Origin of the sequence: Glutamicibacter sp. NPDC087583, from assembly GCF_044743685.1 — a bacterium.
Classification (GTDB): domain Bacteria; phylum Actinomycetota; class Actinomycetes; order Actinomycetales; family Micrococcaceae; genus Glutamicibacter.
The window spans coordinates 43941-68542 of the sequence record NZ_JBIUWY010000008.1; the positions used below are offsets into that span (position 1 = coordinate 43941).

The window sequence follows — 24602 nt, forward strand, 5'->3', positions numbered from 1 at the left end:
GAAAGGGCGGAGGTGTCTAATAGGCGAACTATTTTGACTGCAGAGTAGCGGCGAAATGTAAATTATAAGAATTCAGCATTAACGAAGTTTAGTGCCTTTTCCTTGAACTCGCGGCTGGTTACCGCGTTGGCGTGATTGCGTCCTGCCAGCCACAGCACTTCATTGCGTGTTCCTTCGTCCTTCAGGAGGCGACGCAAATGCGGCATGGTGGTCGCGAGATCATCCTGGTCTCCGGCGACCAGCAAGGTGGGAACCGATGGCACCTTGGCTGCCGGATCGTAGGGCTCGGATTTGATTGCCTCAATCAGCTCAAAGAGCGCCGATAGATCATTGGACGGTTCAGCCTCGGCAATCCGCATGATGGCGGCGGTGTAGTCGTCATGGATCTTTTCGCCGGTCTCAACGTAGGTGCGGGCCTGGTCCAATTCGAAGGCGGCCAGCGGATCACCGGCTCCTGGACCCCCGATGACCAAATGATTCACCAAATCCGGATTGAAAGCGGCGAATTCCCAGGCCAGCCGGGAACCCAAAGAGTAGCCGATGACATCTACGGGTCCATCGTCCAGATCCATCACGATGGCAGCCAGGGCCTGGCGAATCTGGCTTGGTGCCCAGCTGCCGTCGTTGCGGCGAGGATCTTCTCCATGGCCCGGCAAATCAACCAGAAGGACATCGCGTCCTGCATCAGTGAAATATTTCAGCCACCGCGAGCGGTCCCAATTCAGTTCGCCGGATGAGGCGAAGCCGTGGATGAAAAGCACGGATGGGCTTTTCACCTCAGCGTTTGCGCGAACCACTCGAAGATTCAGATCCAATGTCATGCCATTGATCATAGGTCATTCACCCTTGAAATGTGATCTGGGCTAGCGCCTCAAGAGCGTTAATGTCAGAATGACTCTAACGAATCCGAATGTGCTGAAAACGAGGCAAATAAGAAATGTCATCCGTACCGGGTTGGGCGAATGTCGACGAACGCCGCAACCTCCCGCCCGCTCTTGCGGTTTCCACTGTGATCCTGGGAATCCGTGAAGGCAAAGATGGCGGACCCGACAAACTCTGCTTGCCAGTGGTACGCCGCATTCGCCAACCCCACACTGGAATGTGGGCGCTGCCAGGCGGACCAGTTGATCCGCGGGAATCCCTCGGCCAAGCGGCAGGGCGCAACCTTGCTGAAACCACAGGCCTACGCCCCACCTATCTGGAACAGCTCTACACCTTCGGGGATATCGACCGCTCGCCAACCCACCGCCTAGTCACCATCGCCTACTTTGCGCTGCTGAACGCTGACCAGGTCGGTGCCACCATCCAAGACGACAACGTGGCCTGGTTCGATATCGATGATCCGCAGATTGCCCAGATGGCTTTCGACCACCGAAAGATCTTGGACTACGCCATGTGGAGGCTGCGCAACAAGACCGAGTACGGGCAGATAGCGCATCGATTGCTAGGAGAACGCTTCACCCTGGCGGCCCTGCGCGGAGTCTATGAAGCTATCCTCGGACGCCGCCTGGATCCTGCGAACTTCCGCCGAACGCTCAAGAACACTGCCTCCATCGAGGAGACCGATGAGTATCTGGCCGGCGGACAGCACCGGCCGCCACGGTTATACCGCTACGTGGGCCACGGACCAGACCCGTTGGAAGTCGACCCGCTGCACGACTAGCAAGCACCATTCATACTTTTCACCGTCATCCTGTAAGAAACGGACGAACCCATGAGCACCCAAATCACTGACAACGCCAATGCCTCGGTAGCCCAGAACATCGCTCGGCTCAATCTGCTGGCTCCGGAATCCACCTGCTCCACCGATCTGGCCTCCAACCCGTGGGACACCCCTGCGGGCTACGGGCCAGGTGCCTCCCAAGAGGATTCGGTTCCAGCTGGTTACCCGGTGCAGGGTTCCATCCCAGAGGAATACCTGGAGGCTAGCGACGCCGAGCTTGATACTCGCATCATTGCTGCCAAAGAAACCCTGGGGGACAGGGCAGTGATCCTAGGGCACTTCTACCAGCGCGATGAAGTGGTGAAATATGCGGATTTCGTGGGTGACTCCTTCCAGCTGGCCAACGCAGCATTGACCCGAGACAAGGCGGAAGCCATCGTGTTCTGCGGTGTGCACTTCATGGCCGAAACGGCAGATATTCTCAGCCGCGAGGACCAATCGGTGATCCTTCCGAATCTTGCAGCAGGTTGCTCCATGGCAGACATGGCAGACGGTCCGAGCGTGCAAAAGTGCTGGGAAGAGCTCACCGCCCTATATGCGGATGAAGCTGATGATGGGCGGATGCCGGTCATTCCGGTGACCTACATGAACTGCTCTGCAGAGCTTAAGGCCTTTGTCGGTCGCAACGGCGGACTGGTCTGCACCTCCTCCAACGCTGCAACTGTTCTGGAGTGGGCTTTCGAGCGAGGACGCCGCGTCCTGTTTTTCCCGGACCAGCACCTTGGACGCAACACCGCTAAGGCCATGGGCATTCCCCTGGAGCAGATGCCGATGTGGACTCCGCGCAAGGAATTGGGCGGCAACGAAGCTGACACGCTGCTCGATGCCAAGGTCATTTTGTGGCACGGCTTCTGCTCCGTGCACAAGCGCTTCAACCCCGCGCAGATCGCCAAGGCGCGTGAGGATTTCCCTGGCGTGCGCGTGATTGTGCATCCGGAATGCCCCATGGAAGTTGTGGACGCGGCAGATGAAGCCGGCTCTACCGACTACATCCAAAAGGCTATTGCCGCTGCTACCGAGCCAACTGCTTTTGCCATCGGTACCGAAATTAATATGGTCAACCGCTTGGCTGCCCAGTACCCGCAGCACAACATCTTCTGCCTTGATCCAGTGATCTGCCCATGCTCCACGATGTACCGAATCCACCCGGGCTACCTTGCCTGGGTGCTCGAAGAGCTGGTTGCCGGACGAGTGGTCAACCAAATTTCGGTACCGAAGGAACAACAAGGGGATGCAAAGATCGCCCTGGAGCGCATGCTAGCTGCCAAGCCATGAGCCAGGTCCAACAAGAACCGAAGAAGCTGGTGATCGTCGGCTCCGGTGTGGCTGGACTGTGCGCAGCTTTGCACGCCGTAGAGCTGGGCATCCAGCCGGTATTGCTGACCAAAGGGAAACTGGGGGACTCGAACTCTGAGCTCGCGCAGGGCGGGCTATCAGCTGTTACCGGAGCATCCATGGCCCAAGGCGACTCTGTTTCCAAACACGTTGCCGATACGCTCAAAGCTGGCGCGGGCCACTGCGGCGTGGAACCGGTGGAACACCTGTGTTCCTCAGGCGAAGAGCTAGTGCAGGCTTTGGAATCCTATGCAGTGGATTTTGACCGTAATGCAGATGGCTCCTACCAGCTTGGCCTTGAAGCCGCGCACAGCGCACACCGTATTCTGCATATCAATGGGGATGCCACCGGCGCTTCATTGGTGCAAACCTTGGTTCGTGCCGTGCGCCAATTGGAAACTGCAAACAAGCTCAGCATCTTCGAGGATGCAGTTGCCACCGAACTCCAGCTGCATGATGGAAAAGTCTCAGGGGTGCACTACTTGCGCAACGAGGCAGAACAACTGCTCCTGGCAGAAGCGATCCTGCTGGCTACCGGTGGACTGGGCCAGTTGTATTCAGCGACCACCAATCCTCAAGGAGCAACCGCCGACGGCCTGGGACTGGCCGCCCGGGCAGGTGCTGTCATCGCGGATGCCGAATTCATCCAGTTCCATCCAACGCTGGTTGACCCCGCCCGATATCCAGAAGCCGGGATGGTTTCCGAAGCCGTACGTGGTGAAGGTGCCATTTTGGTCAATGACGCCGGGCAGCGCTTCATGCCTGGAATTCACCCGGATGCTGAGCTGGCACCCCGTGATGTCGTGGCCCGAGGCATCCATGAACAGATCCAAGCCGGGCACCAGGTCTACCTTGATGCGCGGGCCGTGGAAGAAACGCGTGGCACAGGATTCCTCGCAGGCCGTTTCCCATCCATCACCGCCCGGCTCGCAAGTTGCACCGCGGGCGGCTCCGGCCTGGACATGGCTCATGACCTGATTCCGGTGGTAGCGGCCCAGCACTACTTCATGGGCGGGATCCACACCGACATCTCAGGACGAACCTCTGTCCCAGGCCTCTATGCGGCCGGCGAATGCGCCAACACGACAGTTCATGGTGCCAACCGCTTGGCCAGCAACTCCTTGCTGGAAGCAATGATTTTTGCCCGAGAAGCCATCCTGGCCTTGATCAGCGACCCACCAGATGCTCGCTGCAATACCGATGCGCTGACTATCCAGCAACTCTCCGAGCCTGCCCCGGAAGCACCCCTGGATCTTGAACAGCTGCAAACGGCAGCCAGCAGCAAACTTGGTGTCTACCGCACCGGCGAGGAGCTCGAAGAAATGGCCCAGATACTGGCGACGAGCGCGCCTGTCGCTGCCACTGCGCGAGAGCAGGCGGAACTGCGCAATCTGTGGATCGCTGCAAGGATCATCGCTGCAGGTTCCATGGCACGCACAAAAAGCCTGGGTGCACACCACCGCTTGGATTCAACCGAATTCACCAGCAGCCTGTCAGATGAGGGTGTGCGCTATGGCTGGACCCTGCACCCAAGCAAGCTGAACAACGAGAACCTTTTGAGCAAGGAAATGAACGCGTGAACACTTTGATCCATCCGGTACCCAACGCTGCCATGGACCGCATCATCGAGCTGGCGCTCGCCGAGGACAATCCGCGCGGCGATATCACCGCACTTACCATCGTTCCCGAAGGCGCGACAGCTACCGCCGTGGTGCAGGCCCGCCAGCCAGGCGTACTCTCCGGAGGGGCAGTATTCACCCGGACTATGCAGCTAGTCGATGCGCAGCTGGAGGTAGAGCAGCTGATTGCCGACGGAAACACGTTTGCCGCCGGTGACAGCTTGCTCAAGGTCTCCGGGCCGGCGGCGAGCTTGCTGACCGCTGAACGCGTGGGGCTCAATCTCCTGCAGCGCATGTGTGCCATCGCCACGGCGACCGCTGAGCTCGTCGGCCTGGTTGCGCATACCAAAGCCCGCATTGTCGATACCCGGAAAACGACGCCGGGCCTTCGCGTCCTTGAACGCTACGCAGTGCGCTGCGGAGGAGGAGTCAACCACCGGGACAACCTATCGGATGCTTTCATGGCCAAGGACAACCACCTGGCTTTGCTGGATAACGGAGAGCAGCTTACCGCTGCCCTGAAGTCGGTACGTGCGCGGCTGGGGCACACCACGTCGATGGAAGTTGAAGTAGATTCCATTGCACAGATTCCACCAGTGCTCGCCGCCGGAGTGGACATTATCATGCTGGATAACTTTGATCCCGCTGACATTCCCGCAGCCATTGAACTGATCAACGGGCAAGCAGTAGTAGAAGCCAGCGGAAACATCAACGCATCAACAGTCGTGGCTGTCGCTGAAGCCGGTGTTGATGTCATTTCCTCGGGTGCCATTACACACTCGGTGAAAGCAATTGACCTTGGACTGGATATGGTTATTGCATGATCTACATGGATGCCGCATCCACCGCGCCACCTCGCCAAGACGTTCTCGACATGCTCAATCCGTTGTTGACCAAGGATTTCGGTAATCCGGCATCTTTGCACGAAGCCGGGCAGCAAGCCAAGCGGGCTAACGACTGGGCAAGAACGCAGCTGGCTAGCCAGCTGGGCGTGGCAGCAGAGGAAGTCTATTTCACTTCCGGCGGCACCGAGGGAGCCAACACTGCCGTGATCGGGGCGGCCTTGGCCAACCCCCGTGGACGTGTGGTGGTCTCAAGCTCCATTGAGCATCCAGCGGTACTGGAAGCCTGCAAGTACCTTGTTGAATTCCACGGATTCGAACACCGCATCATCCCGGTATCGGCCACGGGGCTGGTCGATCTGGATGCGGCCGGCCAGCTGATCGATGCAGCTGTTGCCGTGGTTTCGGTGATGGCAGTGAACAACGAAGTCGGCACCATTCAACCGGTAGTGCAGGTTGCCCAACTGGCCCGCAACGCTGGGGCGATCATGCATACGGACGCCGTGCAGGGCGCCGGCTGGATCGATCTCAAGCCGTTGTGCGCCGCAGTGGACGCATTGAGCATTTCCGGGCACAAGCTCGGCAGCCTCAAGGGCAGCGGAGCACTGTACCTGTCCGCTAAGCATCGCTTTGTGCCGCTGCTGCACGGTGGCGGACAGCAGGGCGGAATACGTTCGGGAACCGAGAACCCGGCCGCTGCCGTGGGCATAGCCGCGGCATTGCAGGCAGCGACCGCACAGCGCGAAGCAGGACTGGGCGCAAGCTTTGGCCCGTACCTGGTTGAACGGATTCTCAAGGAACTCAATGCCAAGCATCCGGGCAGCGTCCAGCTGACAGGGGATCCGGAACATCGTGTTGGAGGCATAGTCTCCTTCGTTTTCCCGAAGACCGCCGGTGAAACTGTGCTGATTGAATTGGCCCGCAGGGGAGTCCTATGCTCTTCAGGTTCTGCATGCGCAGCAGGCTCGACCGATCCTTCGGCGGTACTCACTGCGATGGGCTATGAAGAAGAACTGGCCCATACTGCTGTCCGTCTTTCGTTCATGCGCACCGCAAAAGAAAATGAGATCAGCCAGGTGGCCTCGGCTGTAGTTTCCTGCGTCTCCGGGCTCTTAAGCTGAAAATCCTGCTTCCCGGAACAGAAAAGTTCTTGGAAGCAGGACTGCAGCCAGCCGATGCCGGCGCCCTAGCGCAAGTACGTGCCGGAGACCCAGCCGTTCTTCCCGGCATACTTCACCGGGTACCAGCCGGACTTCTTCGAGCCGCGGATGGTCACCGTCTTTCCTTTGGGAATAGTGAGGATGACACGCTTGCCTGTTCCCGCACCACTGCGCATGTTCAGGTTCGCGATGGTCTTCTTGGACGAGGACTTTGAGCTCTTGGGATTGGTGGTCTTCGGTGCAGTCCCGGAGGAGGAGAAATTGCTCAGGTAGGTGCCCGAGACCCAGCCATTCTTCCCTGCGTACTTCACCGGGTACCAGCCGGACTTCTTTGCGCCGCGAATGGCGACCTTCTTGCCATTCGGAATAGTCAGCACGACGCGATGGCTGGTGCCTGCCCCGGCACGCATATTCAAGTTCGCAGTGGTCTTGGCAGACTTGGCATTGCTGGTGCTCTTCTGAGGCGCGCTCTTCTTCGAATCCTTCTTCGGTGCTGCCGGCATCGAGATGTTCTTCAGGTACTTGCCCGATACCCAACCGGTTTTCGAGCTGTAGCGAACCTGGTACCAACCGGACTTCTTGGATCCGGTCAGTTGGACGCTCTTGCCTTTCGGGATGGTCACCAACAGTCGGTTTCCGGCGCCTGCCCCGGTGCGCATATTCAGATTCGCGGTGGTCCGCGCTGTGCCCTTGGTCTGCTTGGGAGTGCTCTTGGCTTTCTTGCCAGAAACCCCATAGAAGGCTTCGAGGCTCTTGGCGCCGGAGTTCTTCACGCTCTTGGCCAAGGAGGTACCCAGGTAGCGGAAGTGCCACGGCTCGTAGGAGTAGCCCGTGACGGATTCCTGGCCCTTCTGGTAGCGCATGATGAAGCCGTACTTGTGTGCGTTCTTGCCGACCCACTTGCCCACGGGAGTGTTGGCGAAGCAGGCCTGCAAACCGCAAGCGCCGTTGGTATTTCCCACGTCAATGGCCAGGCCAGTCTGGTGCTCGCTGGTGCCCGGTACAGCGGAGATGCGTGAAGCGTAGCTCTTGCCATAGATGCGGGTGTAGTAGTTGAACAGCTCAGCCTGGCGGTTGTATGAACGATAACCGCTGACAGCCCGGATCTTGACACCGTCCTTCGCAGCTGCCTTGGCCATCTTGCTGTAGGCCTTGGCCGCCGAGGACTTCAGCCGGACGTTGGTGCCCTTGACCGCTACCGTCTTCGGTGCGTACTTAACGGGACTGAGCGGGTACTTCTTGTTGACGAAGACGTCATCCTTGCTCGGATTGCGCTGGATTTTCTTGGCGGCAATCTGCAGTCCGCCATCAACTGCCAGTGCCTGAGCCTGTACCGCTGAAGTTGCTGGAGCAGGGGCTGCGGCTAGTGCCGGGGTTGCCGGAAGCACTGTTGCAAGCAGTGCGGCCGACAGGACGGCAGCCATTGAAGTCTTGAACGCCCGAGGCAGTTTCATGGAACTCTCCGATAGAGGTGACAAGCGATGCGACCATCATTCCATCATCTATCCATGACTCGTTCAAGACGTTACTGCAAACGTTAGAGAAGGAATAGTCTCGTTGGGCGCATCTTTTGAATCAACTAGCGCGGCAGTTCCGCACTTGGCGCCAGAGGCCGGCAACCAGTTGCTGCTGGCGGTGTGGATATGGATAAACGGCCTCCCACTTGAGGCACCGCAAGTATTCCATGGGCCGTGGCCGCAGGGTCTTCGCAACTGGGTTTTCCAGTCGGCCAGGCGTGCCGCAAGGAGCACGGCCTGGGAAAATGCTCGCTGAACTTTGCTTGCAAGAAGTCGCAATCCTCACGCCAGCCGCCAGGAAAATGCCCCGTTCCTGGAGTCAAGTTGGTGGAAGAACACGAAGGGCCAATTTTTCTAGCTCGGCGAGATTTGGTAGGTTTGCGTGCATGCGTATCCGTCCAGAAGTCTTCGATGACCGAGCTGCGGTGTATGCAATAACCCATGCTGCGTTCTCCGGCATCGATCCGATGGTTGAGCCTGAGGAAGTCGGACTGCTGCAGCGTCTATTCGACTGCGACCAGTACGATAACCGTTTCTCAATCGTTGCCCTGGATGACACAACGGTCATTGGGCACGTCATCGCTACATGGGGAGAAGTGAATGGGGAACCCTTGCTGGGACTTGGCCCGCTAGCTGTCGCCCCGGAATACCAGCACCGAGGTGTCGGGTCGATCCTGATGCAAGAAATTCATGACAGGGCCGAGCAAGAAAGCATCAGCGGTATCGTTCTGCTGGGCGCCCCTGGCTACTACCGCCGCTTCGGCTACGAAGCGGCGCAAGGTCGCGGGATCCTGCCTACGCGCACCTCATGGGGCGAGCACTTCATGGTGCGGGTCTTCGACGATAACCGCCTGCCGCGCGGCAACTACCGCTATGCCAAGCCGTTTGGCGTCTAAGCGCTAATTTTCGCTGGGAATTTTCCCATATCTATTGTCACTAGTGCTCTTCGGGCGTAAACCTGTCTTATGGAACCACATGAAGAGCTTCGCGAACTGTCCTTCACCGTGTCGGGAATCATTTCCAAATCGATCAGGCAAGTATACGAAGCTGTGGCTGATCCAGAACAGCTTTCACATTACTTCACTACCGGCGGAGCATCCGGGCACATGGAAAACGGTGCCACCGTGACCTGGGACTTCCATGATTTCCCCGGCCCGTTCCCGGTCAAGGTCGTGGAAGTGGAAGAGCCAAAGCGCATTGTCCTGCAATGGGGCGGCCAGCAATCCACCGCTGCCGATGGCATGAATACCGTGACGTTCGAATTCGCTTCTCTGGAAGACAGCACCCGAACCAAGGTGACCATCAGCGAGGCCAGCTGGGTGGCGACCTCCGAAGGAGCCAAGGCCGCCTTTGGGAATTGCGAGGGCTGGACCGGGATGCTGGCCGCGATGAAGGCGTGGCTGGAATACGGGATCAACCTCCGCGAGGGGTTCTACAAATAGCCGGGATCGGCAGCTAGCGGCGGCGCTGGTAGTAGACGTGCGTGGCAAGCGTCGTTTCGCGCCGCGACACGCGGTCCATATGCGTTTCTATATCTTCAACGCTGATCGGTTCGCCATGCCCGAGGCGGATGGGCGCGATATGCAGCCGCAGCTCGTCAATGAGGCCGGCTCGCAAGAACTGCACAATGGTGTTTGCTCCACCGGCGATGGCCACTGGATTCTCTCCCGCCGCTTCCTGGGCTTCGGCGAGGGCTTCCTCGATCCCATCGGGGACGAATTGGAAGCTGGTCCCGCCCTCCAGGCAGAGCATCGGCTTCGGATGGTGGCTGAGCACGAAGACCGGGGCATGGTACGGAGGGGTCTCTCCCCACCACCCGATCCAGTCGGCGTCGTCCTCACCGGCTGGAGGGCCGAACATCTTGCTCCCCATGATGAAAGCCGAGGCTTCGGTAATAGCGGAAATTTCCGCCTGGTTCTCGTCGAGGCGCTCAAACTGCCAGCGGTGCAGGGCTTCGGCTCCCTCGCCCAGCGGATTATCCATGCTCTGATTGGGTCCAGCGCAGAATCCGTCCAGGGAGACGGTGACATCGCAAACTACCGAGCCCATGGCAAATGCCTCGATTCAACCTACATGCCGGCGGGAGAGTGGCTACTCCTACAATGAACCTGCCCGGAGGCAGAATCAAGCCCAGGTTCGGGACAATGCACCCAGACGCCTAGCTCTCCACGTCTTTTGGCGCACCGGCAACATTCCACAGCGACAAGTGGTATTTCCGGATCAGCGCTGCTTCCAGGAGCAGGGCCGCCTTGCGGTGGATGCAGGTGACCCACCGGCCTTCAAGATTCAAGCGGTCAATGGCCAGGCGTGCCACTTGCTGGATTGAGCGGGATTCACCGCGGTCCGCCTCGATTGCCAGGTCCCGCAGCCACTGGGGATCCGCTAGTCCTTCGTCAAAAGCGTACTTGCCCATGCCGGAGGTCGCGCCCTGGCCGCTGGAATAGATCTTCAGTCTTCCGCGAAGTCCCTTGCCGCTGCGTTCACCAGCCTGGCCCACGTAGATTGGCTCATGGTCCGAGGCGCCCGCGCGGCGGAACATGTAGACGCCCGGGGCCACTGGCGCCGAGTCGGCGGTGGCTTCAAAGGAGTCCCACGGCGACCAGTCCAGGGATTCAATGACCTGGTCGTCAATGGGCGTGAGGGAAATTTCCAGCCCCGGCGCGCCGGCGAACTGAAGTTGGGTCTGCAAAGCGGCGGAGACATGCCAGTTGCCACCTGGCTGAGGCGGCTTCTGGATGGCGCCCTTGGGACGATGCTGGCGCAGATAGCTGCGCAACTCCTTGGTTTCTACGCCAAGGGTGCTGGCAGCTTCTTCCAAGCTGAATAGCTTTTCGTCCTTCAAGAGTGTTCTGCCTTCTGTGCGCCGTGATTGAACAGTTGATGCTGAATCAATTTAATCCCATGGAATGCCCGGGAGCCCGGAAGGAGCTGCCTATGGCATGTCCTTCCGGGCTGGGGCAAAAGCTACTGCACCGCTTCACGCAGTTTGGTGCTCAAGCGTTCCAACTCATGGAATTCTTCTTCGGTCAGTGCGGTGCCCAGCAAATTGTGCAGATGCTTGACGTGCTCCCTTCCGATTTCCTGCTGGAGCTTGCGGCCTGCCTCGGTTAGCGAGAGCTGCATGGCACGGTGGTCATCCGGGTCGGCCTCGCGAACTACCAGCCCCTGGTCTTCCAATCGGGTGACCATGCGGCTGAGGCTGGGCTGCGAAATCAGCAACTGCTTGTTCAGGTCTACCATCCGGCTTTTGCCGCCGGGGCAGGTGCGCAAGTTGAACAGCACGTCGTACTCGCGCATGGACAGCTTGCCGAACTCCGGCATTGCGGTGATCTGGCGCATGACCGCCACCTGTGCCCGGAAAAGCGCCTCCCAGGCATCGGTGGCGACCTTCAATGAGGCTGCTGGATTACTGGTCCCGGTCACTTGCTACAGGCTCCTTGGTGTTTGCTTGCTCAGCTTCCAGTTTAGCGTCGCGAGCAGCAACCAATCCCGCATGGGTAGGAGCCGGGGTAAGGTCCTTCGGTGCCCGGGAATCCATTTCCTTGCGCAGTTCAGGCAGCACGTACTCGCCGAACAGGTCCAGTTGGTTCAGCACGGTCTTCAGCGGCAGGCCGGCATGGTCGATGAGGAACAGCTGGCGCTGGTAGCTGCCGAAGTACTCCTGGAAGGACAGTGTCTTCTCCAGCACCTGCTGCGGGGAGCCAACGGTCAGCGGGGTCTGGGAGGTGAAGTCTTCCAGCGACGGGCCATGGCCGTAGACCGGGGCGTTATCGAAGTACGGGCGGAATTCCTTGACTGCCTGCTGGGAATCCTTGGCCATGTAGAACTGGCCGCCCAGGCCAACCACGGCCTGGTCGGCGCGTCCGTGCCCATAGTGCTCGTAGCGCTCGCGGTATAGGTTGATCAGCTGCTGGTAGTGCTCCTTTGGCCAGAAGATGTTGTTGGCGAAGAAGCCGTCACCGTAGTAGGCGGCGATTTCTGCTACCTGCGGGGTGCGGATCGAGCCGTGCCAGACGAATGGTGCCACGTCATCGAGCGGGCGCGGGGTGGAGGTGAAGTTCTGCAGCGGGGTGCGGAACTTGCCTTCCCAGTTCACCACGTCCTCATCCCACAGGCGGCGCAGCAGGTGGTAGTTCTCCACGGTCAGGTTGACCGAGTCCTGCATGTTCTTGCCGAACCATGGGTAGACCGGCCCGGTGTTGCCGCGGCCCAGAACCAGGTCCACTCGTCCATCTGCCAGGTGCTGGAGCATGGCGAAGTCCTCGGCGATCTTCACCGGGTCATTGGTGGTGATCAGCGTGGTCGTGGTGGAAAGGATGATGCGCTCGGTCTGGGCGGCAATGTAGGCCAGCGTGGTGGTAGGGGAGGAGGAGAAGAACGGGCGGTTGTGGTGCTCGCCGATGGCGTAGACGTCCATGCCGATTTCTTCGACCTTCTTGGCGATCGCCACCGATGCGTCGATGCGCTCTTTTTCGGTAGGGATGCGGCCGGTAGTCGGGTCGCGGGTGATGTCGCTGACTGAGAATACTCCGAATTGCATGTCCACTCCTGTTTTCCTGGTGCAAGCGTTATGTCCTGCCACCAATTTATATGCGTATGCATGTAATAACAAGTTGATGCGTCAAATATTCCCGGGCTCCTCGGAGATCTTTCTTCCTGGGGTGCACCGTCCGGCGGGTGCCCGCCGCACTGCCGGCAACGTGCAATGAGTCAATGGGCAACGAGTCAACGGCGGGTGGGGATGAAACCGCCACCCCAGAACAAGTTGCCTTGCTCGTGGGCCGGTTCCAAAGAGGGCTGCCCTGGCACGCACCGGCAATTGCGCCTGTGCTTGCGCAACTGGCGCAAAGCCCGTCGCAGCTGGCGCGCAGTCAGCGCGGATCCGGTATCCGTACCGGACTGCTGCTCCTGGATGCGAGCGAACAGGATGGTGCATGGCGGAATCTGGGTTGCGGTCATGAGTTGGCCTTTCGTAGAAGTTCATACGACAGCCAACAGGCTCCAGCTAACTTGAGGTCAAGCGGCCGGACCTGAATAATTCCTCATATGACATCCTCCAGCCAGTCCGCAGTTCCAACAAGGAAAAGCCAATTAGGCATCGGGGATCTCGCTCGGCGCGCGGGAGTATCAGTGGCGGCGATCAGGTACTACGAGTCGCGGAACCTGATTTTCTCCACGCGGACCAACGGGAACATGCGGGTGTTCCCCAAGCACACGTTGCGCAGGCTGGCGATTATCGCTGCTGGCCAGCGCGTGGGCCTGACCCTGGCTGAAATCGCCGGCACGTTGGGCGAGCTGCCCGAAGACCGGGCGCCGCGGCAGAGTGAATGGGAACAGCTCAGCACGCATTGGAAGCAGATCATCGATCGCCGCATGCTCCAGCTCGAATCGCTGCGGGATTCGCTGGATGGATGCATCGGCTGCGGATGCCTGTCGATCAAGAATTGCTCACTGGTCAACCCCGGAGATGAGGCCGCCGCGGAAGGCGAAGGCTCTCGCTGGATCCGCAAACTCGATGCGAACTCCAGCCACGGGGTTACCGGCGCCGTGGAGTGACGATTCCGCCCTGATAGGCAATCAGGGCGGCCTCCACGCGGTTGCGCGCCCCGAGCTTGAGCAGGATCGCGGTCATATGCCCCTTGACTGTCGCCTCGGTGAGCACCAGCCGGGCGGCAATCTCCGCATTGGACAGGCTCTGGCCCACCAGCGCCAAGACCTCGCGTTCGCGCACGGTCAAGCCGTGGACCAGGGACCGGGCCCGGGACTGCGCGGCGGTGTCGATCCCGCGCACCTTGTCGATCACCCTCCGGGCAATGCGCGGGGAGAGCGCCGCGGCGCCTTCGGCCACCGCATGGATGGCGCCGAGCAGTTCCTCGGGTCCCGAGCTCTTGAGCATGAATCCGCAGGCTCCGCCGGACATGGCCTGGTCGATGTATTCTTCCTCGCCGAAGGTGGTCAGGACCAGCACCTTGGTTTCCGGAGCCTGGCCCAGGATTGCTTCCATGGCTCCCAGTCCGTCGAGCTGCGGCATGCGGATATCCATCAGGATCACTGAAGGGTCCAAGCGCGCGGCCAGTTCGATGGCGCGCACCCCGTTCTCCGCTTCCCCGGCAATGAAGATGCCCGGGTCGCTGGACAGGATCGCGCGCAGCCCGGCGCGGATCAGCGCATCGTCATCCACCAGCAGGACGCTGACGGGGGTATCCATGCTCATCTGCAGTTCCTTTGGCTAGCCGGCGGGGTAGAGGTGGTCGGTGGAAACCAGTACGTTATCGGCGAAGCACAGGCGGAACATCTCGCTGCCCAGATCCAGCAGCCCGGTCCGGGCCGCATAGTAGCGGCACTGCGCATCCCCTGGCGGTGCCGGCTCGTCGATCACGGGAAGCGGCTCATCCAGGCCCGGGGCGTGGACCAGCGAAGCAACCTGCCGTGCGTCCATGCCCACCGAGAGCTTCTGGAAGTCCGAGGGGTGCAGGGCGGTGGCCTGGTAGGTGGCATGCTGCAACAGCAGCAGGGCCGCGGCAATCACCGTGACGGCGAGGACCGGCATCAGCACCAGCATCGAGGTGCTCGTGCGCTTCACCGGCGGCTGCACCCCGGCAGGCGCCGGGTGCGGGGATGCCTGGGCAATGGATGCGCGCAGTTCGAAACGCTCCTTGGTGCGGTGCACCGCCAGCGAGCCTCCGGCAGCTTCGAGGGTGCCGCGCAGCGACGCTATCCCGGTGGCCCCAACCCGGCTGGGAGGCAGGGGGCCATGCAGCGGATTGGAAATGCTCAGCACCGCCTGCTCCGAGCGCGTATCGAGATCGAGGTCCACCTCGGCGTGCGGCGCGTACTTCGCCGCATTGGTCAACGCCTCCTGGGCCACCTGGCGCAGCACCGCGGCCCACCGGATGGATCCGGGAGCCTGGGGCGAGGGGCCCTTCCGGGAGAAATTGATCGTCATGCCCTTGGCCCGGGCCTGTTCGACCAGCTGCTCCAGCGATGAACCTGCCGGGCCCAGCGGCGCTTGTTCGCCGTCCTCGTGCAGCACCCCGATGATCTGGTGCAGATGCTCGATGGACTCATCGGCCTGCTCGCGGATCCGCTTAGCCTGTTCGTAGGCCGGCGTGCCCTGTTCCAAGGACACCTGCAGCCCGCCGGTGGACAGCGCCAGCAGCGCCAGATCGTGGCCCAGCTGGTCATGCATGGCTTCGGCAATGCGCGCCCTTTCCCGCAGCTCGGCTTGCACCACCACATGCCGGCGCTCCTGGCTGCGGAACAGCACCGCATTGCGCCGCGCCCGGCCCGCCCACCAGGGCAGCAACGCGAAAAGCACCAGGCCGGTAAGGATATTCAGTGCGAAGGCCAGCAGGCTCAGGTGCGAGGACCATGCCAGCGTCACCCCGGAGGCCAGCGTCCCTGCCCCGAGGGCCAGCAATCCATGGGCCAGCGCGGACACATGCCGTCCGGCCAGGTAGCTGCAGGCCGCGGCCAGGGGAGCGAGCACAACCCAAGCCCCGTTCGTGGAGATGGGAACCAGATAGGCGCACAGTGCCAGCAGCAGCAACAGGACCGGCTGCTTCCACGAGGTAGTCATGATCAACATGCTACGCAGAATCGACGCAGCCAGACACCGACCAAGGTAGGGGTTCGGGGCCGCGCGATGGCCGACTTCCAGCCGGTGCGCGGCGGCCCGGGCGAATCCTAGGGTTGAGCGCAGAACCAAAGGAGCACACCATGATCGCACTTGAAGCGCTGAGCAAGGACTTCGGCGCCACCCGCGCCGTCAATGCGCTGACCGCCACCATAGAACCCGGGCAGGTGACCGGATTCCTCGGACCCAACGGGGCCGGCAAATCGACCACCATGCGGATGATCCTCGGACTGGACGCGCCCAGCAGCGGGCGGGCACTGGTCAATTCGGTTCCCTACGCGCAGCTGCGCTACCCGCTGCAGGTTCTCGGAGCGCACATCTGCGGCACGGCGGGGCACCCGGGGCACACCCCGCGCACCTTCCTCGCATCCCTGGCGCAAAGCAACCGGATCCCGGCAACCCGGGTGGATGAGGCACTGGCCGACGTCGGGCTGCAGTCCGTGGGCACCCAGCGGATCGGCGGATTCTCGCTGGGCATGCGCCAGCGCCTGGGCATTGCCGCGGCGCTGCTGGGCGACCCCGAGATCCTGGTCCTGGACGAGCCGATGAACGGGCTGGACGCCGAAGGGATCGTCTGGATCAGGCAGCTGCTGCGCGCCCGGGCGGATCGCGGCGGGACCGTCTTCGTCTCCAGCCACCTGATGAGCGAGGTGCAGCAGGTCGCGGACCAGCTGATCCTGATCGGCCGTGGAGAGCTGATCGCCCAAGCCCCCACCAGGGAGCTGATCAGGCAATTCACCCAGCAGGTCATTACGGTGCGCTCGCCGCAGCTCGCGGCGCTCGCCGGGCTCCTGCAGCGACCGGGCATCGAGCTGAACGCTGGCGAGGACCGGCTGGAGGTCATCGGCCTGCCGCTGGAAAATGTCGGTGCGCTGGCCTTCGCCCATGGCATCGAGCTGCATGAACTGAGCGTTGCCCACGGATCGCTGGAAAACGCCTACAACCAATTGACGCATGGCATGGTGGAGTACTCCGCCGAATCAGCTAGGGGAGCGGGAAGCAAATGAGCACGCTGCAGATCAAAGGGTCCGCATCCGGATACCTGGGCGCAGAGCTGCTGGCGGCGGCGCGCGCCGAGGCCGCTAAATTCTTCGGGCTGCGGTCGCTGCTCTGGCTTTATGCCTTGGGAATCACGCTGTCCATCGCCCTGGGGTGGCTGCTGGGTGCCAGTGCGAAAGCCAGCGGGGACAATGGCTTCGACACGGCGATGCCCGCCCCGCTGATGGTTTTCGCAACCCTGCAATTCGGCCAGCTGTTTTTCGCTGCCGCCGCGGCCCTGCACATCACCAGCGAGTACTCCAGCGGCACCATCACCACCTCCTTGCAAGCGGTACCGCGCCGCGGGCTGCTGCTGGCAGCGAAGTCGCTGCTGCTCTCCGGGCTCGGTTTCGCTGCCGGAGTGGCCATGATCGGCGTGGGCACCATTCCGGCAGCGCTCAGCGCGGGGCCGTACGGGGCATTCGCCGTCTCCGACCTGGTTTCGGCCTGCCTGGGCGCCGGAACCTACCTGGCGCTGCTGAGCTTGATGGTGCTCGGGCTCGGGCTGCTGTGCCGGAACTCGGCCGGGGCAATCGTCTCGGCGATCATGCTGGTGACCGGGCTGCCGCAGATCCTGCAGCTGATTCCCTTCTCATGGGTGCAGACGGTGGCCGACTACCTGCCCAGCAATGCGGCGACGTTCATGGCCACCGGCGCCACCGAACCCTACGGGCCGACGGTGGCGCTGCTGGTGCTGGCAGGCTGGGCCGTGGCCCTGCCCGGAGCCGGATATGTTTCGCTGAAGCGGCGCGACGCCTAGCCGCAGGCAGCGCACAGCGGGGTATCGGGCGTGATGCCCGATACCCCGCTGTGCGCACGTGGCTGGCGTTGCTAGGCCTTGGACCGAAGCTGGGCCCGGTCTCGCCATGCGGCGGTGCTCCACAGTGCAAGCGCTACCAGCGCTGGTTGGAAGAAGAGCCGGGCAAGCCGTTTCCCGTCGGTGTCCAGGCCGAACGCGTCGCGTCCCTCCTGCCACTGGGCGAGATTGCCGGGGAACACCGCCACGAAGAAGAGCGCGGCGATCCAGCCCACGGCGACCCGCTTCTTGAGCAGCGCCAGCAAGGAAAGTCCCAGGCCGATTTCGGCGACACCGGAAAGGATGACCGTCAGGTCCGGATCCAGCGGGACGAAGTCAGGGACCTGCGCGCGGAATTCCTCGCGGGCAAAGCTCAGGTGGCTGACCCCGGCGAAGACCAGGAATGCCCCGAGCGCAATCCTTGCGCCGTGCCGGGCGATTCCCAGGGGTTTCGCCGCGGGAGACCTAGTCATCGCTGACGCTGACCAGGACATCGATGTTGCCGCGGGTGGCATTGGAGTAGGGGCAGACCTGGTGGGCCGCGTCGGCCAGTTCCTGGGCCAGCGAGGGTTCCATGCCGGGAATGATGACTTCCAGCTCAACCGAGAGCTTGAACCCGTTCTCTCCCTCGCGGTTCAGGTGGACTCGGCCTCCGACGCTGGAGTCCTCGATCTTGACCTTGCGGCCACGCGCCACCATATTCAATGCCGAGTGGAAGCAGGCGGCGTAGCCAGCGGCGAACAGCTGTTCCGGGTTGGTGCCGGCTCCCGAGCCGCCCAGTTCTGCCGGGGAGGCCAGGGCCAGATCGAGCTTGCCGTCCGGGGTCTGGACGCGGCCTTCGCGGCCTTGGCCGGTGGACAGGGATTCAGCGGTGTACAGGGTTTCCATGAAACTGCCTTTCGATGAGGGTGAAATCTGGTAGCTATTTTCCGGAGGGTTGGTCCGGAGCGGGGATTTGCTGCATGGAGGCGGTGATGCGGTGCAGGGATGCCAGCAGCGCTTTGGCGCTTTCCATATCCGGCAACCCGGTGCCGCAGGCAATCTGCGCCGGGATATGCGCCAGTTCCTTGCGCAGGGCCACGCCAGCGGGGGTCAGGCTGACGTTGACGACGCGGCTGTCTTGGTCATCGCGCTGGCGTTCGATGAAGTCCTTTTGTTCCAGCCGGCGCAGCAGCGGGGACAGGGTCCCGGAGTCCAGCTGGAGCATCTCGCCGATTTCGCGCACTGGCTTATCGCCTTCGGACCACAGCGCAACGAGCACCAGGTACTGGGTGTAAGTCAGCTGCCAAGGGGCGAGCAGCTCGGTATATGCGCGGGTGGTGGCCCGGCTGGCCGAGTAGAGGGAGAAGCACACCATGTCGTCAACTATTGCCATGGAATAATGATTGCACGCAATTCAATTGTGCGCAACTTATATTATTGATTCTCCAGGCACGGCGCTGCGCGGAGCGCAGGACGGGGCTTGGAATCGGATTTGGAATTGGAGCCGGGCCGGCACTGGAATCGGGGAAAACGACGGGTCGGAGCACCGGCAGGGATCTTGTCCCGCCGGCTGATGGGGTCATGTTTCGCGCCCTTGCAGTGGCGTCGCTAAGCTGGGATCCATGAGCATCGGCAACTACCTGGCGAAGGCCGGAGGGCGCACCTGCCCTTGCCTGGCGGTCGTCCGCTCGCTGCTGCTGATCAGCGCGGTGCTTTTCGGCTTGTTCTCGATGCATGTGATGCATCATGGAGCCTCGGCGCAATCCCCGGCCCCGGCCGCGGTCGCGCAGGCGCATCCGGCTCACACCCAGCCCGCGCACCATGCTCCGCCAGCCGATGCAGGCGGCGGAGAGCAGGGCTGCACCGACTGCCCGATGGGCCATGAGACGGCCGCCGCCGGTTGCGTCTTGGCGCTGCTGGCCATCCTGCTGTTCCTGCGGCCGCCGCAGACTGTAGCCGTTCTCCGGGCGGTGTTCCCGCGGATCTTGTGCGCGGGACCGGAACTGCGGGGGATCGCGCCGGATAAACCTGATCTGGTTGCGCTGGGGATCTGCCGAAGGTGAGAGCTTGGCCGGTCGATGCACTGGCCTCCAGCTAGTTCCGGCGCCGCCGCAGGCGGGCGCCGCTCACGTTCCAGATCCACCAGGAGAATCACCATGAACAAGCAGACCCTCATTTCCAGCGCCCTCGTACTGGGTGCAACTCTCACCCTCGCCGGATGCGCAGGGGAACCAGCAAGCACCGAGGCGCCGAGCGCCTCGGCCTCCGGTTCGCATTCCGGGCATTCCATGGACCAGTCTGCGTCGGCCAACGACGCCGATATGGCCTTCGCCGCGGGCATGAAGGTGCACCACGAACAGGCGATCGAGATGTCCGGCATCCTGCTGGGCAAATCCGGGATTCCCGCCGAGGTGGCATCCCTGGCCGAAAGGATCCAGGCTGCGCAAGGCCCGGAGATCGAACGCATGTACCGCTGGCTTTCCGAGTGGAATATGCCCGGCGGGATGGATCACGGGAGCATGGACCACGGCGACGGGATGGTCCCGGAGGAGGGCATCAAGGCGCTGGAAGACGCGACCGGCTCCGACGCTGCCCGGCTCTTTCTCGAGCAGATGATCATGCACCACGAAGGCGCCGTGGAGATGTCCAAGACCGAGATCAGCGAGGGAAGCTACCCGGCGGCCCTCGACCTGGCCCAGCAGATCGTTGATTCCCAGACCAGGGAAATCAATGAGATGAAGCAGCTGCTTGAGACGCTGTAGCCCGGAATTGGAGACAGGAAGGTTGGGAGTGGCCATGTCTGGAATATTTGCCGGCGGCAAGAGCTACCGTGCCCGCATTGCGGCCACGGGCGCCGGTTCGCTGCTCGCGCTGGCCGTGCTGGCCGGATGCAGCACCGCTGCGGCACCCGTTGCGCAGCCCGAGCCTACGGTGGTTGCAGCAGAGGACACCGGTCAGTTCCTCGCCGACCTTGGACTGGAAGGACTCGACGCCAAGGCGGCCATCGACCGGCTTGATCGCTTGCCGCAGGAGCAGCGGCCGGAGAACTTCACCGCCATGGTGCAGCCAACGCAGCTGGTGCTGGCCGATGCGTCGGGACGCACCGCGAACCTGCCGCTGCCGGAAGGCCAGTACTATCTTTCGGCCGCGCCCTATGTGGACCAGACGCACAGCTGCCATTTCCATAGCCTCACCACCTGCCTTGGGCAGCTGCAAGGCAGGCAGATGGAGGTCAAGGCCGTGAACGCCGAGACCGGCGATGTGCTGGTGGACCAGGGCATGGAAACCTTCGACAACGGATTCATCGGCCTCTGGGTTCCGCGGGGAATCACGCTGGACCTTGAATTCACCTACCAGGGGAAGAGCGCCAAGACCACGGTGTCTACCGCCGGGCAGTCCAGCGCAACCTGCCTGACGGAGCTGCGGCTGGTCTAGGGCCAGCGGTCGCGGACAGCGCGCAAACGGACTCGGGCCTGCAACCACGAAGGTGGTTGCAGGCCCGAGTCATAGCGTCGCCAAAGCCTAGTCGTTGGGCTTTGGCGGTGCCTGCTTCATCAGCTCTTCGAAGGCCCGGCGTTCCTTGCGCGAGACCGGGATCTGGCCGGTCAACGGGTTGACGACCTGGCCAGCGGCTTCGGCAGGCGCAGGCTTAGCCGCGGGGCTCTTCCCGGCATCCGCGGTCTTCGAGGCCTCCGTGGCCGCGGCTTCTGGCGCAGCGCCCGGAACGATCTTGGCGCTGGCGCTGTCCATCGCCCGGGACAGGTCCTGGGCAGCGGTATGCTGCTGCGCCGAATGCTTGCGCGCGCCGCGGGCCTTGGCGTTCTTCTCCTTGCGGGACTCGACCAAGCGGTAGAGCACCGGCACCAGGATCAAGGTGAGCACGGTGGACGAGACCAGGCCGCCGATCACCACCACTGCCAGCGGCTGGGAGATGAATCCGGACTGGCCGGTCAGGCCCAGGCCCATCGGCACCAGCGCGAAGATGGTAGCCAGGGCGGTCATCAGGATCGGGCGCAGGCGCTGGCGGGCGCCGTGCATGATGGCATCCTCCAGGGACATGGCCGGACGCTCGGCGCTGTCCTGGCGGTACTGGTTGATCAGGTCGATCAGCACAATCGCGTTGGTCACCACGATGCCCACCAGCATCAGCATGCCGATCAGCGAAGGCAAGCCCAGCGGGATCCCCGAGATCAGCAGCAGGCCGATAGCGCCGGTCGCCGCGAAGGGAATCGAGACCAGCAGGATCAGCGGCTGGATCAGCGACTTGAAGGTGGCCACCATGATCACGTAGACAATCGCGATGGCTGCCAGCAGCGCCAGGTACAGCTGGTTGAAGGACTCGGCCTGCTCGGTTGCCGCGCCGCCGATCTCCGCGGTGGCGCCCTCGGGCAGCTGCACCGAGTCCAGGCTCGCGGCGACGTCCTTGGACACCTCTCCGAGCATGTTCTCCACCGGAGCCAGGGTGACCGTAGCGATACGCTCGCCGTTGGAGGTGGTGACCTGCTGGACCACCTTGGCACGCTCAACGGTGGCCAGATCCTGCAGTTCCCTGATGCCGGTGGCGGTAGGGATCTGCAGCTCGCGCAGCTTCGCCAGGCTGTCCAGATCCATCCCCTCGCCGATCTGCACCGTCATGTCGGTGTAGTCCAGGCGCAAGGTGCCTGCCGGAACAGGGGAGACCTGCGAAGCGACCATGCCAGCGAGCTGGGTCTCGGTCAATCCCGCCTCGGCAGCCTTCTGCGCATCGATATCGATGGACACCTGCTCGCGTTCGGCAGAGAGGTTATCGGAGATTTCGGTGACGTTCGCGGTACCTTCCAGTGCTTCGCGCATTGTGGAGGTCGCCTCGCGCAGGATCCCCTCGTCCGGGGCCTTGATCTCGATGGTGACATCGCTGGACATCATGGCCGAGGAGTTCGAGCCGAAGCTCAGGTCCAGGTCCTCGGCCAGGTCCAGGCCTTCCACCTGCTCGCGCACCGTGTTCGTCAGCGCTTCCTGGTCGGCATCGGCATCGGTGATCACGGTGAAGCTTGCGGTATCCGAGCCGGAGGAGAACATGGCAGCCATGCCGCTGGCGGTGCCCACGGTCAGCTGGACATCTTCGATTCCCTCGATATCAGCGAGCCCGGTCTCGATCTTTGCCGCTTGCTTTTCGGTGGTTTCCATGGAGGTGCCCGAAGGCATCTTGGCGGTGATGGAAATGGAGTTCTCGCCGGTGGAACCCAGCAGATTGGTGTTCAGCAGCGGGGTCATGGCCACGGTGCCGGCAAGGACCAGCACCGAGGCCAGCAAGGTGATGACCGGGTGCTTCTGGGTCCCCTCCAGCACCGGAATGTAGGCACGCTGCAACCACGACTTGTCTTCGGCCACATGCACGGTATGGGTTTCGCCGCTGCCCGGGCGGTGCGGCAGGAACCAGTACGCCAGTACCGGAACAATGGTCAGCGATACCAGCAGCGACGCCAGCAGTGCGATGGTCATGGTCAGCGCGAACGGGCTGAACAGTTCGCCGGCCATGCCGCCCACCAGGGCGATCGGCAAGAAGACCGCCACGGTGGTCAGGGTCGCCGCGGTAATGGCGCCGGCCACTTCCTTGACCGCCAGCAGGATCGACTGCGCCTTGGATTCGCCATGGGACAGGTGGCGCTTGATGTTCTCGATCACCACAATCGAGTCATCCACCACGCGGCCAATGGAAATGGTCAAGGCGCCCAAGGTGAGCATGTTCAGCGTGTATCCGAAGGCATTCATCCCGATGAAGGTGGCCATCAGGGACAGCGGAATGGAGATCGCGGTGACCAGGGTGGAGCGTACCGAGAACAGGAACACCAAGATGATGATCACCGCGAAGCCCAGGCCCAGGGCGCCTTCCAGCGCCAGGTGCTTGATCGAGTCCTCGATGAAGGGCGCCTGGTCGAAGATCGTGGTCAAGGTGGCCTTGTGGCCCAGCTCGGACTCCAGCTCGGCAAGCATTGCGGTGACCGCGTGCGAAATGGCTACCGTATCGCCATCGGGAGTCTTGGTGACCTGGATGGACAGGGTCTCCTCGCCGTTGGTGCGGGTAATGCTGGTGGCCTCATCGGCCTTGACCGAGACCTCGGCGACGTCCTTGAGCAGCACCGGACCGCCATCGGTGACCAGCGGGATTTCCTTGATGGCCTCCAAGCTGTCCGGGGTGGAGCCGGCAATGACCGGCAGTTCCAGGCCATCGACGTCCATGTTGCCGATGGGCATGGGGGAGCCGGCGTTCTCGATGCCGTCCTTCAGATCCGTGACGGCCAAGCCGGCATCGCGCATCTGGTCGTCTTTCGGGATCACCGCAATGTGCTGGGAGGCGCCACCGGAGACCGAGGCCTCGCGGACCCCCTCGATCTTCTGCAGCTTGGGCAGGGTGAGGCGTTCCACGTCGTCGTTGAGCGCTTCCAGCGACTGGTCCGAGGAGACGGCCAGGGCCAGGACCGGGAAGTCCGCGATGGAGCCGGCGAAAGCGGTGGGCTCGACATCCTCGGGAAGCTGGGCCTTGGAATTGGCAATGGCCCGTTCCACCTGGGTCCGGGCACGATCCATGTCCGTGCCGTATTCGAAGGTCAGCGAGATGCGGGTGAAGCCGGTCTGCGAGGTAGCGGTGGAGGATTCCAGGCCCTCAACTGCCTGCAAAGCGGTTTCCAGCGGCTCGGCCACCTGCTCGTCGATCACCTCGGGGCTGGAGCCCATTTGGGTTGCCATGACCGAGATCTGGGGGAATTCCAGGGCGGGGATCAGCTCCTGCTTGAGCGATCCCATGGAAATCACGCCGAAGACGGCGGCGAAAACCGTGATGAGCGCAATGAGCGCCCGGTTTTTCAATGACAAGATGGCCAAGCGCTGCATGCGGGTGTGGTCCTAGCTGTGTCGCAGTGGGAAGGGCTGATCTCAACTTTAGTTGGTTGCCATTGCTCAACAGTCACCGGGAGA

General features: G+C 62.2%; 26 protein-coding genes. 13 read left to right on the plus strand and 13 right to left on the minus strand.

Features of this window, described 5'->3' with window-relative positions; translation table 11 throughout:
- Positions 1–62 precede the first annotated feature (62 nt).
- Positions 63–821: an alpha/beta fold hydrolase gene (locus ACIOU9_RS16105; protein WP_332498684.1), complete on the minus strand. Its 759-nt coding sequence runs from the start codon at positions 819–821 to the stop codon at positions 63–65.
- Between the two features lie 116 nt (positions 822–937).
- On the opposite strand from ACIOU9_RS16105, the gene ACIOU9_RS16110 reads away from it, so the two are divergent.
- The 5 genes from ACIOU9_RS16110 to ACIOU9_RS16130 are packed head-to-tail and all read left to right on the plus strand — an operon-like array spanning position 938 to position 6640.
- Positions 938–1663, plus strand: a complete 726-nt coding sequence (locus ACIOU9_RS16110) for an NUDIX hydrolase (RefSeq protein ID WP_402697531.1) — start codon at positions 938–940, stop codon at positions 1661–1663.
- A 51-nt stretch (positions 1664–1714) separates the two neighbouring features.
- A complete protein-coding gene (gene nadA / locus ACIOU9_RS16115) occupies positions 1715–2998 on the plus strand; it encodes a quinolinate synthase NadA (RefSeq protein WP_332489029.1) in 1284 nt (427 codons plus the stop codon).
- On the plus strand, positions 2995–4638 hold the full coding sequence (gene nadB / locus ACIOU9_RS16120) for an L-aspartate oxidase (RefSeq protein WP_402697533.1): 1644 nt from the start codon (positions 2995–2997) through the stop codon (positions 4636–4638). The genes nadA and nadB overlap by 4 nt, the downstream gene beginning before the upstream one ends.
- Positions 4635–5501 carry a carboxylating nicotinate-nucleotide diphosphorylase gene (gene nadC / locus ACIOU9_RS16125; protein ID WP_402697534.1) on the plus strand — a complete coding sequence of 289 codons (867 nt, stop codon included), beginning with the start codon at positions 4635–4637 and terminating at the stop codon, positions 5499–5501. Before nadB ends, nadC begins: the two co-directional genes overlap by 4 nt.
- On the plus strand, positions 5498–6640 hold the full coding sequence (locus ACIOU9_RS16130) for a cysteine desulfurase family protein (protein ID WP_402697535.1): 1143 nt from the start codon (positions 5498–5500) through the stop codon (positions 6638–6640). The genes nadC and ACIOU9_RS16130 overlap by 4 nt, the downstream gene beginning before the upstream one ends.
- Before the next feature lie 65 nt (positions 6641–6705).
- Here ACIOU9_RS16130 and ACIOU9_RS16135 read toward each other — a convergent pair whose 3' ends face one another.
- On the minus strand, positions 6706–8133 hold the full coding sequence (locus ACIOU9_RS16135; protein ID WP_402697537.1) for a D-alanyl-D-alanine carboxypeptidase family protein: 1428 nt from the start codon (positions 8131–8133) through the stop codon (positions 6706–6708).
- A 449-nt stretch (positions 8134–8582) separates the two neighbouring features.
- Between ACIOU9_RS16135 and ACIOU9_RS16140 the strand changes: the two genes are divergently transcribed.
- Both ACIOU9_RS16140 and ACIOU9_RS16145 read left to right on the plus strand, forming a co-directional pair.
- On the plus strand, positions 8583–9092 hold the full coding sequence (locus ACIOU9_RS16140; protein WP_166650847.1) for a GNAT family N-acetyltransferase: 510 nt from the start codon (positions 8583–8585) through the stop codon (positions 9090–9092).
- Positions 9093–9161: 69 nt separating this feature from the next.
- The gene (locus ACIOU9_RS16145; protein ID WP_332499038.1) at positions 9162–9638 is read left to right on the plus strand and encodes an SRPBCC family protein; all 477 of its coding nucleotides are present in this window, start codon (positions 9162–9164) and stop codon (positions 9636–9638) included.
- A gap of 13 nt (positions 9639–9651) precedes the next feature.
- Here ACIOU9_RS16145 and ACIOU9_RS16150 read toward each other — a convergent pair whose 3' ends face one another.
- The 5 genes from ACIOU9_RS16150 to ACIOU9_RS16170 all read right to left on the minus strand — a co-directional run bounded on the left by ACIOU9_RS16150 (position 9652) and on the right by ACIOU9_RS16170 (position 13155).
- Positions 9652–10245 carry a dihydrofolate reductase family protein gene (locus ACIOU9_RS16150; protein ID WP_402697539.1) on the minus strand — a complete coding sequence of 198 codons (594 nt, stop codon included), beginning with the start codon at positions 10243–10245 and terminating at the stop codon, positions 9652–9654.
- Between the two features lie 109 nt (positions 10246–10354).
- Positions 10355–11038 (minus strand): hypothetical protein, encoded by a 684-nt coding sequence (locus tag ACIOU9_RS16155; RefSeq protein ID WP_105661090.1) that lies wholly within the window; start codon positions 11036–11038, stop codon positions 10355–10357.
- A gap of 122 nt (positions 11039–11160) precedes the next feature.
- The gene (locus ACIOU9_RS16160; RefSeq protein ID WP_105658053.1) at positions 11161–11619 is read right to left on the minus strand and encodes a MarR family winged helix-turn-helix transcriptional regulator; all 459 of its coding nucleotides are present in this window, start codon (positions 11617–11619) and stop codon (positions 11161–11163) included.
- Positions 11603–12736, minus strand: coding sequence for an LLM class flavin-dependent oxidoreductase (locus ACIOU9_RS16165; RefSeq protein ID WP_105661548.1), 1134 nt, complete (start codon positions 12734–12736; stop codon positions 11603–11605). The genes ACIOU9_RS16160 and ACIOU9_RS16165 overlap by 17 nt, the downstream gene beginning before the upstream one ends.
- 185 nt (positions 12737–12921) lie before the next feature.
- Positions 12922–13155 carry a hypothetical protein gene (locus ACIOU9_RS16170; protein WP_402697541.1) on the minus strand — a complete coding sequence of 78 codons (234 nt, stop codon included), beginning with the start codon at positions 13153–13155 and terminating at the stop codon, positions 12922–12924.
- 87 nt (positions 13156–13242) lie between these two features.
- On the opposite strand from ACIOU9_RS16170, the gene soxR reads away from it, so the two are divergent.
- Complete coding sequence (soxR, locus tag ACIOU9_RS16175; protein ID WP_332727574.1) at positions 13243–13752, plus strand: redox-sensitive transcriptional activator SoxR; 510 nt, start codon at positions 13243–13245, stop codon at positions 13750–13752.
- Here soxR and ACIOU9_RS16180 read toward each other — a convergent pair.
- Together ACIOU9_RS16180 and ACIOU9_RS16185 are read right to left on the minus strand one after the other, a co-directional pair.
- On the minus strand, positions 13733–14410 hold the full coding sequence (locus ACIOU9_RS16180; RefSeq protein ID WP_332728518.1) for a response regulator transcription factor: 678 nt from the start codon (positions 14408–14410) through the stop codon (positions 13733–13735). The two genes, soxR and ACIOU9_RS16180, sit on opposite strands and share 20 nt — an antisense overlap.
- A 15-nt stretch (positions 14411–14425) precedes the next feature.
- Positions 14426–15775: a sensor histidine kinase gene (locus ACIOU9_RS16185; RefSeq protein ID WP_402697543.1), complete on the minus strand. Its 1350-nt coding sequence runs from the start codon at positions 15773–15775 to the stop codon at positions 14426–14428.
- A gap of 140 nt (positions 15776–15915) precedes the next feature.
- Here ACIOU9_RS16185 and ACIOU9_RS16190 point away from each other — a divergent pair, with 140 nt between their 5' ends.
- On the plus strand, positions 15916–16839 hold the full coding sequence (locus tag ACIOU9_RS16190; protein WP_402697545.1) for an ATP-binding cassette domain-containing protein: 924 nt from the start codon (positions 15916–15918) through the stop codon (positions 16837–16839).
- Positions 16836–17630 (plus strand): ABC transporter, encoded by a 795-nt coding sequence (locus ACIOU9_RS16195; RefSeq protein WP_133834709.1) that lies wholly within the window; start codon positions 16836–16838, stop codon positions 17628–17630. Before ACIOU9_RS16190 ends, ACIOU9_RS16195 begins: the two co-directional genes overlap by 4 nt.
- Positions 17631–17701: 71 nt before the next feature.
- Here the strand turns inward: ACIOU9_RS16195 and ACIOU9_RS16200 are convergent, their stop codons facing one another.
- The 3 genes from ACIOU9_RS16200 to ACIOU9_RS16210 are packed head-to-tail and all read right to left on the minus strand — an operon-like array spanning position 17702 to position 19041.
- Positions 17702–18139 carry a DoxX family membrane protein gene (locus tag ACIOU9_RS16200; RefSeq protein WP_286172290.1) on the minus strand — a complete coding sequence of 146 codons (438 nt, stop codon included), beginning with the start codon at positions 18137–18139 and terminating at the stop codon, positions 17702–17704.
- Entirely contained in the window at positions 18132–18554 is a 423-nt protein-coding gene (locus tag ACIOU9_RS16205) for an organic hydroperoxide resistance protein (RefSeq protein ID WP_402697548.1), read from the minus strand. Before ACIOU9_RS16205 ends, ACIOU9_RS16200 begins: the two co-directional genes overlap by 8 nt.
- Positions 18555–18588: 34 nt before the next feature.
- Entirely contained in the window at positions 18589–19041 is a 453-nt protein-coding gene (locus tag ACIOU9_RS16210; protein ID WP_286172289.1) for a MarR family winged helix-turn-helix transcriptional regulator, read from the minus strand.
- A gap of 229 nt (positions 19042–19270) precedes the next feature.
- On the opposite strand from ACIOU9_RS16210, the gene ACIOU9_RS16215 reads away from it, so the two are divergent.
- The 3 genes from ACIOU9_RS16215 (at position 19271) to ACIOU9_RS16225 (ending at position 21083) form a co-directional block, all read left to right on the plus strand.
- Positions 19271–19711, plus strand: coding sequence for a hypothetical protein (locus ACIOU9_RS16215; RefSeq protein ID WP_402697550.1), 441 nt, complete (start codon positions 19271–19273; stop codon positions 19709–19711).
- 93 nt (positions 19712–19804) lie between these two features.
- Entirely contained in the window at positions 19805–20410 is a 606-nt protein-coding gene (locus tag ACIOU9_RS16220; RefSeq protein ID WP_332488993.1) for a DUF305 domain-containing protein, read from the plus strand.
- Positions 20411–20444: 34 nt separating this feature from the next.
- Positions 20445–21083, plus strand: a complete 639-nt coding sequence (locus ACIOU9_RS16225; protein ID WP_402697551.1) for a CueP family metal-binding protein — start codon at positions 20445–20447, stop codon at positions 21081–21083.
- 87 nt (positions 21084–21170) lie between these two features.
- On the opposite strand, the gene ACIOU9_RS16230 is transcribed toward ACIOU9_RS16225, so the two are convergent.
- A complete protein-coding gene (locus ACIOU9_RS16230) occupies positions 21171–24518 on the minus strand; it encodes an efflux RND transporter permease subunit (RefSeq protein WP_402697553.1) in 3348 nt (1115 codons plus the stop codon).
- Positions 24519–24602: the final 84 nt, after the last annotated feature.

Coding starts and splice junctions, on each gene's coding strand:
- ACIOU9_RS16210 (WP_286172289.1), bottom strand. CDS start 19,041: ATGGCAATAGTTGACGACATGGTGTGCTTCTCCCTCTACTCGGCCAGC.
- ACIOU9_RS16215 (WP_402697550.1), top strand. CDS start 19,271: ATGAGCATCGGCAACTACCTGGCGAAGGCCGGAGGGCGCACCTGCCCT.
- ACIOU9_RS16150 (WP_402697539.1), bottom strand. CDS start 10,245: ATGGGCTCGGTAGTTTGCGATGTCACCGTCTCCCTGGACGGATTCTGC.
- ACIOU9_RS16230 (WP_402697553.1), bottom strand. CDS start 24,518: ATGCAGCGCTTGGCCATCTTGTCATTGAAAAACCGGGCGCTCATTGCG.
- ACIOU9_RS16205 (WP_402697548.1), bottom strand. CDS start 18,554: ATGGAAACCCTGTACACCGCTGAATCCCTGTCCACCGGCCAAGGCCGC.
- ACIOU9_RS16145 (WP_332499038.1), top strand. CDS start 9,162: ATGGAACCACATGAAGAGCTTCGCGAACTGTCCTTCACCGTGTCGGGA.
- soxR (WP_332727574.1), top strand. CDS start 13,243: ATGACATCCTCCAGCCAGTCCGCAGTTCCAACAAGGAAAAGCCAATTA.
- ACIOU9_RS16165 (WP_105661548.1), bottom strand. CDS start 12,736: ATGCAATTCGGAGTATTCTCAGTCAGCGACATCACCCGCGACCCGACT.
- ACIOU9_RS16195 (WP_133834709.1), top strand. CDS start 16,836: ATGAGCACGCTGCAGATCAAAGGGTCCGCATCCGGATACCTGGGCGCA.
- ACIOU9_RS16185 (WP_402697543.1), bottom strand. CDS start 15,775: ATGACTACCTCGTGGAAGCAGCCGGTCCTGTTGCTGCTGCTGGCACTG.
- ACIOU9_RS16220 (WP_332488993.1), top strand. CDS start 19,805: ATGAACAAGCAGACCCTCATTTCCAGCGCCCTCGTACTGGGTGCAACT.
- ACIOU9_RS16110 (WP_402697531.1), top strand. CDS start 938: ATGTCATCCGTACCGGGTTGGGCGAATGTCGACGAACGCCGCAACCTC.
- nadA (WP_332489029.1), top strand. CDS start 1,715: ATGAGCACCCAAATCACTGACAACGCCAATGCCTCGGTAGCCCAGAAC.
- ACIOU9_RS16180 (WP_332728518.1), bottom strand. CDS start 14,410: ATGAGCATGGATACCCCCGTCAGCGTCCTGCTGGTGGATGACGATGCG.
- nadB (WP_402697533.1), top strand. CDS start 2,995: ATGAGCCAGGTCCAACAAGAACCGAAGAAGCTGGTGATCGTCGGCTCC.
- ACIOU9_RS16170 (WP_402697541.1), bottom strand. CDS start 13,155: ATGACCGCAACCCAGATTCCGCCATGCACCATCCTGTTCGCTCGCATC.
- ACIOU9_RS16140 (WP_166650847.1), top strand. CDS start 8,583: ATGCGTATCCGTCCAGAAGTCTTCGATGACCGAGCTGCGGTGTATGCA.
- ACIOU9_RS16225 (WP_402697551.1), top strand. CDS start 20,445: ATGTCTGGAATATTTGCCGGCGGCAAGAGCTACCGTGCCCGCATTGCG.
- ACIOU9_RS16105 (WP_332498684.1), bottom strand. CDS start 821: ATGACATTGGATCTGAATCTTCGAGTGGTTCGCGCAAACGCTGAGGTG.
- ACIOU9_RS16130 (WP_402697535.1), top strand. CDS start 5,498: ATGATCTACATGGATGCCGCATCCACCGCGCCACCTCGCCAAGACGTT.
- ACIOU9_RS16190 (WP_402697545.1), top strand. CDS start 15,916: ATGATCGCACTTGAAGCGCTGAGCAAGGACTTCGGCGCCACCCGCGCC.
- ACIOU9_RS16135 (WP_402697537.1), bottom strand. CDS start 8,133: ATGAAACTGCCTCGGGCGTTCAAGACTTCAATGGCTGCCGTCCTGTCG.
- ACIOU9_RS16200 (WP_286172290.1), bottom strand. CDS start 18,139: ATGACTAGGTCTCCCGCGGCGAAACCCCTGGGAATCGCCCGGCACGGC.